The following is a 15,229-nucleotide window of genomic DNA, read 5'->3' on the forward strand; positions in this document are numbered from 1 at the left end:
CACTGCCGGGCATTCACTCCCGGTCCCCGGGCGGGTCCTGCGCGAGGGGGCGCGTGGGCTCCGGCCGGTGAGGTCGGGTGACATCGGTGCGGATCTCCCGCTCGTACGCCTCGCCGCGCTCCACGGCATACCCCTCCTCAGTTGACTCATCCGCCGGTCCCGCGTCCGCCCGAGGCCGGGGCCGCCGCCCACTCACCCGCTGGCGGCGCTTCGGCCGCCACAGCACGAAGGCCAGCCACAGCACCAGCAGGCCGGCGACCGTGCCCATCCCGATCGTGGCGTCGGTGGGGAGCGCGACACCGAGTCCCCCACCGACCACCCAGGCGAGCTGGATCAACGTCTCCGACCGTCCGAAGACACTGGTCCGTTTGTGTTCGGGGACCCCCTCCTGGATGGTCGCGTCGAGAGCCAGTTTGCCGACCTGCTGACAGAGTCCGACCGTCAGACTCAGGATCACCAGGGTGATCATCCCGAAGTTGATCGCCGTCACGACCGCGACGACGACGTCCACGATGAGGGAGAGCCGCACCAGGTATAACGGCGGGACGGCCTTGAGCAGGCTCCCGATGAGCGTGCCCAGCGCCGACCCGACGCCGACTGCCGCGACGACGACCCCGATGAGGAGCGTGAAGTTGTCGCCCCATCCCGGCGGCGGGTCCGTGCGCAGCAGGAAGGCCAGGAAGATCGTCAGGAAGCCCGACATCATCCGCAGGCCGCCGTTGGCGCGCAGCGCGATGACGACATCCGGGGGCACGGCCCAGCCACGGCCACCGCCGGTGAATCCGCTGATCGGGACGGACTTCTCGCCCTTGACCGAGTCGACCTCCTTGGGCAGCAGGATGGCCAGCACCGTGCCCGTCGCGAAGATGAGGAAGGCGAACCGCAGCGCCCACTCCGAGCCGAAGGAGGCGGCCACCACCCCGATGGGGGCCAGGACCGAGGCCCCGACCACTCCCGCCAGCGACATGCGGCCGTTGGCCTTGACCAGGTTCATCCCCGGTGGCAACAACCGTGGTGTCGCCGCGGACCGCGTCACGTTGTAGGCCTTCGACGCCACCAGGATCGCCAGTGCGGCCGGGAACTGCCACCACGACTCGTTCTGGATCGAGGAGGCCAACGCCCAGCACAGGAACGCCCGCACGGCAAACATCGAGCCGATCGCCCACCGCCGTCCGTGGCGGAACCGGTCCAGGAACGGGCCCACGAACGGGGCGATGATGCTGAACGGCAGCAGGGTCATCAGCAGGAACAACGCCACCTGGCCCTTGGCCTCCCCGGTCGGGACCGAGAAGAACAGGCTGCCGGCGAGGGCGACGGCCACCACCGCGTCGCCACCGTTGTGCAGGCAGTGCACCTCGATGAGCCGGGAGAGCCCGGTCTCGCCGGCCCCGTCGGCGTGGGTGGCCTTGCGGGTGAGGCGCACGGTGCCCTTGCCGGCGACGGCGGTGCCGTGTGCCGCGGCACGCATCCCCTTGCCCAGGCCGTGGCCGACCTTCGCCCCGACCTCGGCCGCCTTGCTCGGCTTGGGGCGGGCCGACACGCCCTGGATCGGCACGCCGTACCCATCGACGGGCTCCCGCGGGGGCCGCGGGTCGGGGTCGTCGTGGTGGGTCACCGGGTCCTCACTCAGCGGGTCGGCAGCGGGCACAGGTCGAGGTCGAAGGGCAGCACGTCCGGCGACAACGCCTGGGCGCGTGCGGCCTGCGCGGTCATCCGGCGCATGTAGTGACGCCGGCAGAGCACCTCGTACTCCACCGTGGGCGTGGGTGCGCCGGGATCCCCGTCGGCCACGTCGCCGACGACGACCTGGGCACCCTCGACGACCATGACGCCGTCGACCACCCGGGCGTTGTGCGTCGCCTTCCGTCCGCACCAGCACAGCGCCTCGACCTGGAGCACCTGGGTGCGGTCGGCCAGCTCGATCAGGCGCCGCGACCCGGGGAACAGCTCGGTGCGGAAGTCCGCGGTGATCCCGAAGGTGAAGACGTCGATGCCCATCTCGTCGACCAACCGGGCCAGCTGCTCCACCTGGAGCGGGGTGTAGAACTGGGCCTCGTCACAGATCAGGAAGTCCACCTTGCGTCCGTTGGTGACCTGCTCGACCACCAGCTCCCAGAAGTCCAGCTCGTCGCCGACGGTGAGGGCTTCCCGCGCCAGGCCCAGGCGTGAGGACAGCACGGACTCGCCGGCCCGGTCGTGTTTGGAGAAGACCAGGCCGGCTCTGCCCCGGGCGGTGTGGTTGTGGTGCATCTGGAGCGCCAGGGTCGACTTGCCACAATCCATGGTCCCGGTGAAGAAGACGAGCTCGGCCACGATGCAGGAGTCTACGTAGCCGGGGCGTGCAGCAGCGGCACCGACATCTCGGCGCGGCTCAACGAGCCGTGCTGGCCGACCAGCCGGAGCAGCTCGGGACGCACCGCCCGGGAGTCCAGCACGGTGGCCTGACCGTGCATCGCGGCGACCACGTCGCCGATCCGGGCCACTACCTCCGGCTCCGCGTCCGCCCCGACGGGGCCGAACCAGCCGGCGTCGAGTGCCTCCTGCCGCTCGAGGACTGTGGCGGTGTCCCCGAGCAGCTCGCGCCAGGCGGCGGCCACGTCGGAGGCCGCCCCCGGAGCGCAGTGGGCCTGCGGACCGCGGGGCTCACCCCCCAGGTGTCGTATGCCGTGGGCCAGGTCGGGCTCGTACGCCAGGTCCCGCCGCAGGTGCTCGGGCGCCGTCACCATCCCGTGGTCTGCGGTCACCGTCAGCGAGGTGCCGGGGGGCAGCCGGCGGGACAGCTCACCCAGCGCGGCGTCCACCGCCTCGACCCGCTCCCCCCATTGCCAGGAATCAGGCCCGTGCACGTGCCCCGCCTTGTCCACGTCGCCGAAGTACAGGTAGACCAGCGCCGGCCCGGACGCTGCCGTCAGGGCCGCGAGGGTCGCCTCCACCTGCTCCGCCTCCGTGCCGACCACCCGGAAGTCGCCGCCGCGCAACGCGGCCCGGGTGAGCCCGGACTTCTCGAACTTCGCGGGCCCGACCCGGGTGATCCGGACTCCCCCGGCCGCCAGCTGCTCGAAGAGCGTGGGACGCGGTTGCCAGGCCAGCGGGTCCGGCCCCCCGTCCCACGACAGGTGGTTGAGCAGCCGGTCGTGCTCCGGCATCAGCACCTGCCATCCCACCAGTCCGTGCAGCACCGGCGGCAGCCCGGTGGACAAACACGCGGTGCTGGTGGCGGTCGTCGACGGGAAGCCCGAGAGGACGGGGCCGACAGGAGCCTGCAAGGAGCGCAGGAAGGGCGCGTGCCCGCCCCGGAGGGCCAGCTGCTCGGCGCCGAGCCCGTCCACCAGCACCACCACGGCGCGCTGTGCCTCCGGGAGTTCCACGGGGCTGCCGACCCAGGAGTCCGGTGCGAGCGGGTGCCCCAGGGACGCTGCCACGGAGGGCAGCACCGACCCCAACCAGACGTCGTAGTCGGGCAGCACGAGCTCGGGAGCGGTCAGGACCCGATCCTGAGGGAGAGCTGCTGGGCGAAGTCGAGCGCCTGGTGCAGCAGGTCGGCCCCGTCGGCGTCGGCGGTGATCCGCAACGAGATGTCGTCGGAGGCCACCGTCCCCTCGTAGCCGTGGTCGCCCTCGCAGGTCGGGTCGGAGCAGGAGGCGGGGATCAGGTCGAGCCGGGAGACGGTGCCCCAGCCCAGGGTCAGGGTGACAGCCCGACCGCGGTCGCTGCCGTCGAACTCCGCGGGATCGGGCAGCACGTGCGTCATCATCACCCCGCGGACCGCGGACAGCGGCACCGTCTCGGTCGTGGCGGTGGCCATGTGCTGGCCCGCCTCGGGGCCCTGGTGGTCGTCGGCGTGGGCGATGACCAGCCGGGTCTCGGTGAGTGCCAGCACGGTCAGGTGCCGGCGCACCGCCTCCTCGTCGAACGTGGTCTCCTGGTGCAGCAGGTGGCTCACGACCTCATCGGCCCCCAGGGCGACGGACAGCACCTCCCGGACGACGGCCGGCAGGTAGCCCGCCCGCTCGATGCTCTCCTGGAGCTCGGCGGGCAGCTGGGGTGCGGTGCGACGGGCCATGGCCCCCATCAAAGCACCTCTCGAGCGAGCGCGACGACACCTCAGGTCGCGAGGGCACGCCGCTCCCGGTCGGCGCGCTGTCGCCCGGGCGCCACGTGCACGCTGGCCCCGAGCACCGCCACCCCCGCCTCGTGGGCCATGACCGGGTTCAGCCTGAGGGCGGCGATCTCCGGGTGCTCGTCCGACAGCACGGAGACCCGGGCCAACAGGTCCTCCAGGGCGTCGATGTCCACCGCCGGCGAGCCCCGGTATCCGGACAGGATGGGCGCCGAGCGGACCTGGGCCACCATCTCCGAGACATCCAGGTCGGTCAGCGGCGGGAACCGGTGTGCCACGTCCCCCAGCAGGTCCGTGGGGATCCCCGCCACCCCGAAGCTGACGACCGGGCCGAACAACGGGTCCTCGGCGCTGCCGACCACGACCGCCACCCCGTCCGGCGCCATCGACTGGATCGCCACCTCGTCCAGGCCGAGCGGCTCGATCGCGGCCCGCACCCGCTCGTATGCCGTGCCCGCCCCCGCGACGGACCGCACGTCGGTGCGCACCCAGCTCCGGTTCGGCTGGTGGCGCACCTCCTGGCTGGTCGCCTTGACGATCACCGGGAGCCCGAGCTCGACCGCCGCCTGCTCGGCCTCCTCCCGCGAGGTCACCTGGCGGCTGGGCCACAGCACGATCCCGTAGGCGGCCAGCAGGTCGGTGGCCTCCTCCTGGGTGAGCTCGCGGCCCTCCGGCTCCCGGGACAGCACGGTCTCGATGATGTTGTGCGCCTGGCGGCGATTGACGTTCCCGGGCCGGACCCGTTCCCCGTGCTCCCGACCCCGCCACTCCGCATACCTCGTCGCGGCCGCGAGCGCCCGCACGGCGTCCTCCGGCATGGGGTAGGTCGGCAGGTTGCCACCCGGCGCGACACCGCGCATCCCCAGGAAGGTGGCCACGCACGGTTTGTCGTGCCCGCGCACCGCCTCCTCCACGGCGGCGACGACCGCGCTGTCACCGGTCACCACGGGCGGGATGAAGCAGGCCACCAGCGAGTCGACCTGGTCGTCCTCCAGCGCGGCGGCCAGCGCCGCCGAGAACTCCTCGGCGGTGGCGTTGGTGGACAGGCAGACGGGCCCGTGCGCCACCTGCAGGTCCCAGGAGAGGCACGCGTCGGCCGAGAGCGCGCCCAGCGCGTCGGAGTTGGTGACCACGGCGACCCGCAGCCCCGTGGGCAACGGCTGGTGCACCACCAGCTGGGCCACGTCGAAGAGCTGGTGGGTGTTCTCCACCCGGATGACCCCCGACTGGCGCAGCATCTCGGCGAACGCCTCAGGCCGCTCGTTGGTCATCCGCACCCGGTGGCCCGGGGGCGGCTCCCCCTGCACCCCGGCCCCGGACTTGACCACGATGACGGGCTTCACCGACGAGAGTTGTCGGGCGATCCGGGTGAACTTGCGCGGGTTGCCCATGGACTCCAGGTAGAGCCCAACCGCCGTCGTCGCCTCGTCGTCGATCCAGTACTGCATCAGGTCGTTGCCCGAGATGTCGACCCGGTTGCCCGCCGAGGCGAACGTCGAGATCCCCAGCCCACGGCGTTCTGCCGAGGCGAGGACCGCGATGCCCAGGGCGCCGGACTGTGCGAACAGCCCCAGTGCGCCAGGCGGCGGCACTCGCGGGGACAGGGAGGCGTTCAGCCGCACTCCCGGGTCGTTGTTGATCAGGCCGAAGGAGTTCGGCCCCAGCAGGCGCATGCCGTGGGCCCGCGCGGTGAGCAGCAACTGTTCCTGACGCCGCCTGCCCTCCTCCCCCGCCTCGGCGAATCCCGAGGAGACGACCACGGCCGAGGGCACCCCGACCAGGGCGCACCGGCGCACCAGGTCCTGCACCTGGTCTGCGGGCACCGCGATGATGGCCAGGTCCACCGGGCCCGGCACCTGGTCGATGGAGGAGTAGACGGGCTCCCCGTCGATCTCCTCGGCCCGCGGGTTCACGGCATACACCTCGCCGGCGAAGTCGCTCTCCCGCACGTGCCGGAAGAGGGCCCGCCCCACCGAGCCCGGCTCCCGGCTCACCCCGACGACCGCTACCTTCTCGGGGGTGAGCACGCGGCGCATGCTGACCGCCTCGGCCCGGTGCTCCCGGGAGAGCCGCACCGCGGCGGAGCGGTCGGTGGGCTCGATCGCGAAGGAGACCGCGATGACCCCGTCGTCGAATTCGTGGGTCACCTCGAAGCCAGCGTCGGCGAAGACCCCGATCATCCGGCGGTTCTGCGGCAGCACGTCGGCGACGAAGCGCCGCACCCCGGCCTCCATGCCGATCGCCGCGAGGTGCTCCAGCAGGACGGACCCCACCCCCCGGCCCTGGTGGGCATCCGCGACGTTGAACGCGACCTCCGCGGTCGTCCCACCGGGCTCCAGCCGGTCATAGCGGCCGATCCCGACGATGCCCTCCCGCGTCGTCATGACCAGGGCGACCCGCTCGTCGTAGTCGACGTGGGTGAACCGGTGCACATCCTTGTCGGAGAGCCGGGTGATGGGGGCGAAGAACCGCAGGTAGATCGACTCAGGCGACTGACGGGAGTGGAACTCGTGCAGCCCCTCGGTGTCCTCCGGCACGATCGGGCGCACGTGAGCCACCGAGCCATCGGTGAGCACCACGTCGGCTTCCCAGGAGTGCGGGTAACCAGGGGGCAGCGCCGGCCGGTCCGTCATGGTCCCCAGCATCCCAGACGACGGTGCGCTGTGGTCGGACCCCGAGCGGCTTGGTGGAAACCGTGTGGAAACCTCCGCGACACTGTCGGACCCAGCGTCTACGTTGGGACGGTGAGTTCGACGACGCACTATCTGCGATACCCCCACGTCCACGACGTCCTGGTCACTTTCACCGCCTCCGACGACGTCTGGGTGGCACCCGTGACAGGAGGCCGCGCCTGGCGGCTCACCAGCGACCGGGCACCGGTCCAGCAGCCCCGCTTCTCCCCCGACGGCGCCCACGTCGCCTTCGTGTCGAGGCGGGACGGTCACCCCGAGGTGATGGTCACCGACCTCCGCGACGGGTCGACCCGGCGCCTCACCTGGTGGGGGGCCGCGGTCACCCTGGTGCTCGGCTGGACCGCCGACGGCAGGGTGCTCGCCGCGTCCCATGCCGGCGAGGCCAACCTCCGGCACGTCACGGTGCGTGCGGTGGCGCTGGACGGCTCGGTCGAGCGGCTGCCGTACGGACCCGCCTGGGGCGTGGCGGTCCGCGCCGATGGCGCCACCGCCCTGGCGACGCCGGGCAGCCGCGTCCCGGCGCACTGGAAGCGCTACCGCGGGGGCACCGCGCCGCGGCTCTGGCTGGACCCGGTGGGCGACGGCAGTTGGCACAAGCTGCTCCCCGACGAGCCCGCGTCACTGGTCGACCCGATGTGGGTGGGTGACCGGCTGCTCTTCGTGTCCGACCGCGCGGCCAGCTTCCCGGACCGTGCCGACGAGCAGGCCAACCTCTGGGTGTGGGACACCCCGGGCGAGGGCGATCCGCGTCAGCTGACCCACCAAGGGGTGGATCACGGATACGTCCGCGATGCCACCACCGACGGTCGACGTGTCGTGTGGCACAGCCGGGGCCGGCTGTGGCTGCTGGACGACCTGGACGGCACGCCGCGAGAGATCGAGGTGCACCTGCCGGGTGCCCGGCCCGAGGCCCGGGCTGCCTCGACCGAGCACCTGACGACGGTCGTGCCGGACCACGGGGGCGACGCCAGCCTGGTGACCTGGCAGGGTGCGACCGCGTGGCTCAGCCACCGGGAGGGGCCGGCCCACGCCCTGGTGGCCGACGCCGCGGTGCGCACCCGGGAGCCCGTGCTCCTCGGCCGCACCGGCGGTGCCCTCCTGGTGACCGACGCCGCGGGTGAGGACTGCCTCGAAGTACACCTGCTCGATGGCTCGGCCGAGCCGCGCCGGCTCGCCGAGGGAGCACTGGGGAGGGTGCTGCATACGGCTTCCGACCCGGCGGGCGAGCGGGTGGCCACCGTCTCGCACGACGGCCGGATCAGCGTCGTCAGCGTCGCCGACGGGGCCATCACCCCGGTGGGCCACTCCACCGAGGGCGAGCCGCTGACCCCGAGCTTCTCCCCGGACGGGCGCTACCTCCTGTGGTCCCAGCCCACCAACGAGGGTGAGCTGCACCAACTCGTCATCGCCGACCTGTCGGCGCCGGACCCGACCCCGGTGGTGCTGACCGCGGGGACGGTGCACGACCGGGACCCGGCCTTCACCCGGGACGGCAGGTTCGTGGTGTTCCTGTCCGACCGGACGTTCGACCCCAGCTACGACACCCACGCCTTCGCCCTGGCCTTCACCGGCTCGACCCGCCCTTGGCTGCTGCCCCTCTCGGCCACCGAGCCGGCGCCGTTCGGCCCCAGCGCCGACGGGTGGCGGATCAGCAAGGCGGTGCCGAAGCCGACCGCGACGTCCGGCGACGACGGCGCGACCGGCGAGGCCCAGGCGGACCAAGCGGAGCCGCCACCCGCGTCGCCCGACCTGGACGTCGAGGGCGCCGAGGACCGGATCGTGCCGTTCCCGGTGCCGTCCGCCGAGTACCGCGACCTGCGCGTCGCCAAGGGCGGGGTGCTGTGGGTCCGGGAGGCGGGAGAGGCGGGCGCCCTGGGCACCCGCCGTGCCGCCGTGCCGGACGACCCGACCCCGGACACCCTGGAGTTCTGGTCCTTCGAGCAGCGCAAGGTCACCACGATCGCGGACGCGGTGGAGGCGTATGCCGTGTCCGGCGACGGAGAGCGGGCCGTCATCCGGGCCAAGTCCGTGGTCACCGTGCAGCCCGCCGACCGCAAGCCCGACGAGGACGCGGCCGAGGTCGTGACCGTGGACCTGGACCGGCTCCGGTTCCAGGTCGACCCGAGGGTCCAGTGGCACCAGATGTTCGAGGAGAACGCCCGGGTCATGCGCAGCCACTTCTGGCGCGAGGACATGGATGGCGTGGACTGGGACGCCGTGGTGGAGCGGTGGCGTCCGGTCGTTGCCGGGCTGGGCAGCCACGACGACCTGGTCGATCTGCTGTGGGAGGTCTGCGGCGAGCTGAACACCTCGCACGCCTACGTGATGCCCAAGGAGCCGCCAGGCGACCAATCGCGACGGCTCGGACTGTTGGGGGCCGACCTGTCCCCTGCCGACGGGGGCTGGCGGATCGACCGGATCCTGCCGGGTGAGTCCACCGACCCCGACGCCCGCTCGCCCCTGCGGGCCGCCGGCGTGGACGCTGCCGTCGGCGACCTGGTCGTCGCCGTCGACGGGTCCCCCGTCAATCCCGCGTTCGGCCCGGCGACCGGGCTGGTCGGGGCCGCCGACAAGCCCGTCGAGCTCACGCTGCGCCGGGACGGGGTGGACCGCCGCGTGGTGGTCGTGCCGGTCGCCAGCGAGGAGGTGCTGCGCTACCAGGACTGGGTCCGGTCGCGCCGGGAGTACGTGCGGGAGCACTCCGGCGGCCGGCTCGGGTACGTCCACGTGCCCGACATGATGAGCAATGGCTGGGCCCAGCTGCACCGCGACCTGCGCAGCGCCACCCGGGCCGAGGGCATGATCGCCGACGTGCGCTACAACCGTGGCGGCCACACGAGCCAGATGGTGATCGCCAAGCTCGCCTCCCGGGTCGTCAGCTGGGGCCTGGGGCGGCACTACGCCACGCCCAGTACCTATCCCGACATGGGGCGCCGCGGGCCGCTGGTGCTCGTGGCCAACGAGAACTCCGGGTCGGACGGCGACATCGTCAACGCGGTCGCGCAGGCGATGGAGCTGGGCCCCGTAGTCGGGGTGCGGACGTGGGGCGGAGTGGTGGGCATCGACGGGCGCTTCGACCTCGTCGATGGCACGTCCATCACCCAGCCGCGCTACGCGACGTGGATCCGAGGTCGGGACTTTGGTGTGGAGAATCACGGCGTCGACCCCGACATCGAGGTGGTCCACTCACCCGCCGACTTCTTCGCCACCCGTGACAAGCAGCTGGACCGCGCCATCGAGGAGGCCCTGGCCCGGCTGGAGCAGGAGCCCGCCGTGACGCCGCCCGAGCTCCCCGCCCCGAAGGTGCGGCCCCAGGACTAGGCCCCAGGGAGTCGGCCCCTCCGAGCTAGGGCAGGAGTCCCGCCCGGGTCCAGGTCTGGCCGCTGTCCGTGGAGACCCAGTAGCCCGGCTCCTCGACCTCCCCCGCCAGGACGTCGTCCCAGGCATAGACCGTGCGTCCCGGCACCGCCACGACCCCATCGAGGCTCCCGCTGGTGCCCGGTATGGACTCGGCAGGGACGGCGAGGGTCTGTCCACCATCGTCGCTGGTCAGCGTCCCGTCCGGGGTGATCACGATAAGGTGCGCGGCGTCCGGGGCGACCACCTGGACCGGCCCGGCGGACACGGCATACGACGGCCCCGACCCGCCCCACGTGCGTCCGCCGGTCCCGGAGGAGGCGACCACGATCTCGCTCGAGGGAGCGCCTTCGGCGTCGGCCGCACGGCAGGCGAGGAACACCTGGTCGGCGTCGGCAGCCGCCGCGAAGTCCAGGGGTGCGGCGCACTCCAGCGGCTCCGCGACGGACTCGAACCGCCCGTCCTGCCACCGCTGGACCACCAGACCGGGGACCCCGTCCGGCAGGTCCCCTCCCGGCGCGTCCTCCTCCGTCCCGCGGATGCCGACGGCGAAGGTCTCCGACGCGGACAGCGACAGGCTCGCCCCGGCAAAGGGCCCCTCCACCTCCGCGGGGGTCAGATCGTCCGTGGCCGGGAACTGGCCGACGGGGGCCTGGGCCAGGGCAAGGCCCTCGCAGCGAGAGTCCGGGCCACAGCCTGTCCCGGCCAGCACCACGACGAGATCCCCACGCACGGCGACGTCCCAGACCCGCTCGACCTCGAGCTCACCCTGCTGCCAGGTCCGCCCCCCGTCGGTGGTCACGGAGAGCGTGGCGCCGGTGGAGGCCCAGCCGTAGCCGACCTGCGCGTCGGCGAATTCGACCCGGTCGATCCAGAAGTTCACCAGGTCCGCAACCGGCTCCCACGTCACGCCGCCGTCCGCCGAGGAGATCAGGGCGGCACAGACCGCGTCGTAGGTGCACTCCGACCCGTAGCCGCCGGTGGCGAAGAGGTGCCCCTGCCCGGCGTCGGACAACCGCGTGATGGCGAAGTCGGTCGGCACCGTCTCGGGTGTGTTGCCCAGCAGGTCGTCCACTGCGGGGTCGGTCGTCGGAGCGGGCTCCTGTGTCGGCTCGGGTTCCTGCGTCGGCGCGGAAGGGGGCGGGGCCTGCACGCCGCCCTGGGGCCACGCCAGGTAGGAACCGACGAGCACCGCGGCCGCGGTCGCCGCCACCCCTGCCTGCCTGACCCACCGCGCGGTCCGGGCCTTCCGGTGGTGCCGGTCGGTGATCCGTCGCCAGGTCAGGTCGTCCGCCGCAAGCTCGACCACCCCGGCCCTGCGGGTGGCGAAGAACTCCTCGACCGCTCGGCTGTCGTCCCGCCCACTCATCGCTCCACCTCCAGTGCCCGGGCGAGCAGTGCCCGCGCGTCATACAGGTCGCGTTTGACCGCGCCCTCGGACTTGCCCAGCTCTCGTGCGACCTGCCCCACCGTCAGGTCCGCGTAGTAGTAGAGCAACACGCTGACCCGCAGCCGGTCCGGCAGCGCCGCCACTGCCCGGCGGACATCCAGCACGTTGTCCGAGTCAGGCACCCGGCCGGCGACGTCAGGGTCCACGACGCCGCCCTGGTAGCGCTCGTAGGCCGCCGCCTCCCGGCCCCGTTTCCTCCAGTGGTCGCGGACGAGGTTGGCCACCGTCGCGTAGAGCCAGGGGCGCGGCTCCTCGACCCGCGCCCAGTGTCCGAGCAGCCGCACGAAGGCCTCCGTGGCGAGGTCGTGCCCGAGGTCCCGGTCCCCGACCAGGGAGGCCGCCCACCCGGCCAGCCGCCCGTAGTGCGCCAGGAACACCTGCCGCACCTCGGCCTCGACCGCGGCGTCCGCCGAACGCGCCATCAGGCCTCCTGTCCGGGACCCCGGCTCGGCCAACAGATCCATGCCCAGTACGACGCCGTTGCCCTGCCGCCGGTTGGGTCGACCCGAGCGGTTGGCACGATGGTGGCATGGAGTTCGCGGAAGTGGTCCGAAGACGCCGCATGGTGCGCAACTACGACCCGGATCGGCCCGTGCCGCCGGACGCGCTGCAGGAAGTTCTCGGCAACGCGGTGCGGGCGCCGAGCGCCGGCTTCTCCCAGGGCTGGGACTTCGTGGTGCTGACCGACCCGGCCGACCGGGCCAGGTTCTGGGCGACCACGACCAACCCCGACCATGCCCCGGACAGTTGGCTGCGCGGCGTCCAACGGGCCCCCTGCCTGATCCTCTGCTGCTCTGACAAGGGCTCCTACCTGAGCCGGTACGCCGAGGCGGACAAGGGGTGGACCGACCAGGACGAGGCCCGCTGGCCGGTGCCCTACTGGGACATCGATACCGGCATGGCCGCGCTCCTCATGCTGCTCACGGCCGTGGACGAGGGCTTGGGGGGACTGTTTTTCGGCATCGCGCCCGAGCACCACGAGGCCACCCGCGCCGCCTTTGCGATCCCGTCCGAGCGCAACCTCGTGGGCGTGGTCTCCCTCGGATTCCGGGCGCCCGACCGCAAGAGCCCCAGCCTCAAACGGGGCCGTCGGGAGGTGCCCCAGGTCGCGCACGCCGGTCGGTTCGGCACCCCGTTCCCACAGTCCTAGGGTGTCGGCGTCCCCGTCCGGTAGCGGGCCGGGGAGACCCCGATGACGGCCCTGAACTCGCGGGTGAAGTGCGCGTGGTCGGACCAGCCGAGGGAGGCGGCCAGGCCTGCCAGATCGTGGCCCTCCCCGGCATCGATCGCCGCCGCGGCGTCCTGGAGCCGGTAGCGCCGCAGCACGCGCAGCGGTGACACCCCGACGTATCGATTGAAGGCCCGCTGCAGGCTCCGCGGGGACAGGTGCACCGCCTCGGCTACCGGCCCGAGGGTGACCTGCTCGCGGGAACGCATGAGATCCACTGCCTCCAGCACTGCCCGGTATGTCGAGTCCTCCGCGACACGCTCCGCCGCCGGGGAGAGCCGGTCACCGAGGTAGTCCAGGAGGACCGAACGTCGCTGGTCCTCGCTCTCCAGCCGCGTCACCGCGCGGGAGATGTCGGCGATCTCGGTTCCGAGCACCTCGCGAGCGTCGACGACCCGGCCGGTGAGCGCTGCGACGTCTCGATCCAGGAGCGCGGCCAGGCCACCGGGACGGAACGCCACTCCGGTGACGCGACCGGCCCTCGGCAGGTCGACCGTGAACATCTTCGTGACGACCCCGTGGACCAGGACGGCTGGGGTCGGGATGCCGTGGATGGGCTCCCCCGTCGCGGCCTCCTCGACAGTGAGGTGCACGACGGGTTCGCCCAGCACCCTCGCCCGGAACGGCACCTCCGCCTGCCGCCGCCAGCGCACCCACCAGGTCCGCGCTACCACCAGGGACAACGGGCCACTCACGTCGTCCCGGGCCGTGTCGTAGACGTCAGGCCCGCTGGCTGGCCAGAGAACACCCTTGGCGCGTCGGGGTTGTCGCGAATCTGCAAGCGGCACGCACCGATCGTAGGCACGCTGGGTGACATGGCTACCTCCTACATCCCCCACGGCTACAGCACGTTGACCCCCTTCATCGCCGTCGCCCCCGCATCGGAGGCGATCGAGTTCTACGGCACCGCGTTCGGTGCCACCACCATCAGCCGGATGGACGGGCCCGGCGGCACCGTGCTGCACGCCGAGCTCGACTTCGGTCAAGGCCGACTCCAGCTGGGCGATCCCTCGCCCGACTACGGACTGACCGCACCCGACCCGGCGACCGACACCACGACATACTCCCTGGCGGTGTATGTCCCCGACGTGGACGCCACGTTCGCGCGGGCCGTGTCCCTCGGAGCCACTGTCCGCGAGGAACCCGCCGACTTCGTGACCGGGGACCGGTTCGCCAGCGTGCGCGACCCCTACGGCATCCGCTGGACGGTGCTCACCCGGGTGGAGGACGTCTCCGACGAGGAGGTCCAGCAACGTCTGGACACCTGGGCCGCGTCGATGTCCTGACCCGGACAGACATCTAGGAGCTCAACTGGACCGACGCCACAAACAACTCGGGGTCGCACCCCTCACCGTTGGGTAGTCCTTCTCCGGGGTGATGGTCATCTGCTCCGACGCGATCTCTTCCGTTCCCTCGTGGACCGAGACGAAGACGTCCTCGAGCGGGTCGGTGGAGTCAAGCCCGTTCATCTCCACGAATACTTCCAACGGTTCGTTCTCGCTGAAGGAACGGACCCCGGCCGGGCATCGGCCGTCCCCGAAACAGATCGTGGCATCAAACCGTCGGTCCTTAGTTGCCTCTGCGGCAGGTCCCGTCACGGTCACGGTGATGCCGCTCTCGCCCCCGATGTCAGTGCAACTGCGACTGCAGCCGCTGAGGCACGTCGAAGCGAGCACAGCGAGTCCGAGGACGGCTAGGCCCGTGCCTGCCTGGCGGCGGGTGCCCTTCACACGGGACATAGTGCCCGGCAACAAACCCAAGATCCAGCACCGACGCGGAGGTCCAGCAACGTCTGGCCACCTGCGCCGCGTCGATGTCCTGATCCGCAGGCGGCCACGCGGCCTGCTAGGTCCTTGTCGGGAGCGAGGCCAACCAACGCTCGGTCGCCCGAGGGCTGCGCAGGTGCACGACGGTCAGGCTCCCACCGTCCCGGACCCATTGCCGGATGCGTCGACGTTTCCTGGGGAAGCTGTGGAAGTGCCACCAGATGATCGAGTCCGACGTGAAAGCCCGGCGCACCGACTCGATGTTGCCGTTGCACGCCCGTTCCCGTGTCACGACCCGCCGGGCAGTCCGACGCAAGAGGCGCCCCAGGGAGACCCATCGCGGGTAGTCCAGCGCGACGATGACTTGCGCCCGCGTCATCGGCAGGTCGCGCCATGCCCCGTATGCAGTGTCCAAAACCCACTCGTCGCGCTCGACAATCTCGGCGATGAGCGCTCGTTGCTCCTCGTCCGGCCGGGGTTGCCAGCCGGGGAGCCACCCGATGTCGTCGTCCACCGATGTCCAGGGGATCCCCGTCTCGTGGGCGATACGTGCCGCGAGGGTGGTCTTGCCGCTCCCCGTCACCCCGTAGATCAGGATCCGTCTCGCCTCCACCC

General features: G+C 72.1%; 12 protein-coding genes. 3 read left to right on the plus strand and 9 right to left on the minus strand.

Annotated elements, in window-relative coordinates; translation table 11 throughout:
• Nucleotides 1-13: 13 nt before the first annotated feature.
• From AC1QRC_RS13925 to AC1QRC_RS13945, 5 genes are read right to left on the minus strand one after another with little or no spacing between them, the layout of a single operon-like run.
• Nucleotides 14-1,615: an MFS transporter gene (locus AC1QRC_RS13925; protein ID WP_484203877.1), complete on the minus strand. Its 1,602-nt coding sequence runs from the start codon at nucleotides 1,613-1,615 to the stop codon at nucleotides 14-16.
• 11 nt (nucleotides 1,616-1,626) lie between these two features.
• On the minus strand, nucleotides 1,627-2,313 hold the full coding sequence (locus tag AC1QRC_RS13930; RefSeq protein WP_484203878.1) for a thymidine kinase: 687 nt from the start codon (nucleotides 2,311-2,313) through the stop codon (nucleotides 1,627-1,629).
• 11 nt (nucleotides 2,314-2,324) lie between these two features.
• The gene (locus tag AC1QRC_RS13935) at nucleotides 2,325-3,467 is read right to left on the minus strand and encodes an alkaline phosphatase family protein (RefSeq protein ID WP_484203879.1); all 1,143 of its coding nucleotides are present in this window, start codon (nucleotides 3,465-3,467) and stop codon (nucleotides 2,325-2,327) included.
• Nucleotides 3,468-3,481: 14 nt separating this feature from the next.
• On the minus strand, nucleotides 3,482-4,063 hold the full coding sequence (locus AC1QRC_RS13940) for a DUF5998 family protein (RefSeq protein WP_484203880.1): 582 nt from the start codon (nucleotides 4,061-4,063) through the stop codon (nucleotides 3,482-3,484).
• Nucleotides 4,064-4,104: 41 nt separating this feature from the next.
• Nucleotides 4,105-6,753 (minus strand): bifunctional acetate--CoA ligase family protein/GNAT family N-acetyltransferase, encoded by a 2,649-nt coding sequence (locus tag AC1QRC_RS13945; protein WP_484203881.1) that lies wholly within the window; start codon nucleotides 6,751-6,753, stop codon nucleotides 4,105-4,107.
• 111 nt (nucleotides 6,754-6,864) lie between these two features.
• Here AC1QRC_RS13945 and AC1QRC_RS13950 point away from each other — a divergent pair, with 111 nt between their 5' ends.
• A complete protein-coding gene (locus tag AC1QRC_RS13950) occupies nucleotides 6,865-10,134 on the plus strand; it encodes a S41 family peptidase (protein ID WP_484203882.1) in 3,270 nt (1,089 codons plus the stop codon).
• Nucleotides 10,135-10,159: 25 nt separating this feature from the next.
• Here the strand turns inward: AC1QRC_RS13950 and AC1QRC_RS13955 are convergent, their stop codons facing one another.
• Nucleotides 10,160-11,539 (minus strand): WD40/YVTN/BNR-like repeat-containing protein, encoded by a 1,380-nt coding sequence (locus tag AC1QRC_RS13955; protein WP_484203883.1) that lies wholly within the window; start codon nucleotides 11,537-11,539, stop codon nucleotides 10,160-10,162.
• Nucleotides 11,536-12,042, minus strand: coding sequence for an RNA polymerase sigma factor (locus tag AC1QRC_RS13960; RefSeq protein ID WP_484203884.1), 507 nt, complete (start codon nucleotides 12,040-12,042; stop codon nucleotides 11,536-11,538). Before AC1QRC_RS13960 ends, AC1QRC_RS13955 begins: the two co-directional genes overlap by 4 nt.
• Before the next feature lie 107 nt (nucleotides 12,043-12,149).
• Between AC1QRC_RS13960 and AC1QRC_RS13965 the strand changes: the two genes are divergently transcribed.
• Entirely contained in the window at nucleotides 12,150-12,770 is a 621-nt protein-coding gene (locus AC1QRC_RS13965; RefSeq protein ID WP_484203885.1) for a nitroreductase family protein, read from the plus strand.
• Here the strand turns inward: AC1QRC_RS13965 and AC1QRC_RS13970 are convergent.
• On the minus strand, nucleotides 12,767-13,636 hold the full coding sequence (locus tag AC1QRC_RS13970; protein WP_484203886.1) for an AraC family transcriptional regulator: 870 nt from the start codon (nucleotides 13,634-13,636) through the stop codon (nucleotides 12,767-12,769). The two genes, AC1QRC_RS13965 and AC1QRC_RS13970, sit on opposite strands and share 4 nt — an antisense overlap.
• Nucleotides 13,637-13,663: 27 nt before the next feature.
• On the opposite strand from AC1QRC_RS13970, the gene AC1QRC_RS13975 reads away from it, so the two are divergent.
• Entirely contained in the window at nucleotides 13,664-14,134 is a 471-nt protein-coding gene (locus tag AC1QRC_RS13975) for a VOC family protein (protein WP_484203887.1), read from the plus strand.
• Nucleotides 14,135-14,693: 559 nt separating this feature from the next.
• On the opposite strand, the gene AC1QRC_RS13980 is transcribed toward AC1QRC_RS13975, so the two are convergent.
• A complete protein-coding gene (locus AC1QRC_RS13980) occupies nucleotides 14,694-15,227 on the minus strand; it encodes a P-loop NTPase family protein (protein ID WP_484203888.1) in 534 nt (177 codons plus the stop codon).
• Nucleotides 15,228-15,229 lie beyond the last annotated feature (2 nt).

Source organism: Ornithinicoccus sp., from assembly GCF_057176825.1.

Excerpts from the sequence above, each read along its gene's own strand:
- AC1QRC_RS13940 (WP_484203880.1), bottom strand. The coding sequence starts at position 4,063 with ATGGCCCGTCGCACCGCACCCCAGCTGCCCGCCGAGCTCCAGGAGAGC.
- AC1QRC_RS13945 (WP_484203881.1), bottom strand. The coding sequence starts at position 6,753 with ATGACGGACCGGCCGGCGCTGCCCCCTGGTTACCCGCACTCCTGGGAA.
- AC1QRC_RS13955 (WP_484203883.1), bottom strand. The coding sequence starts at position 11,539 with ATGAGTGGGCGGGACGACAGCCGAGCGGTCGAGGAGTTCTTCGCCACC.
- AC1QRC_RS13960 (WP_484203884.1), bottom strand. The coding sequence starts at position 12,042 with ATGGCGCGTTCGGCGGACGCCGCGGTCGAGGCCGAGGTGCGGCAGGTG.
- AC1QRC_RS13965 (WP_484203885.1), top strand. The coding sequence starts at position 12,150 with ATGGAGTTCGCGGAAGTGGTCCGAAGACGCCGCATGGTGCGCAACTAC.
- AC1QRC_RS13975 (WP_484203887.1), top strand. The coding sequence starts at position 13,664 with ATGGCTACCTCCTACATCCCCCACGGCTACAGCACGTTGACCCCCTTC.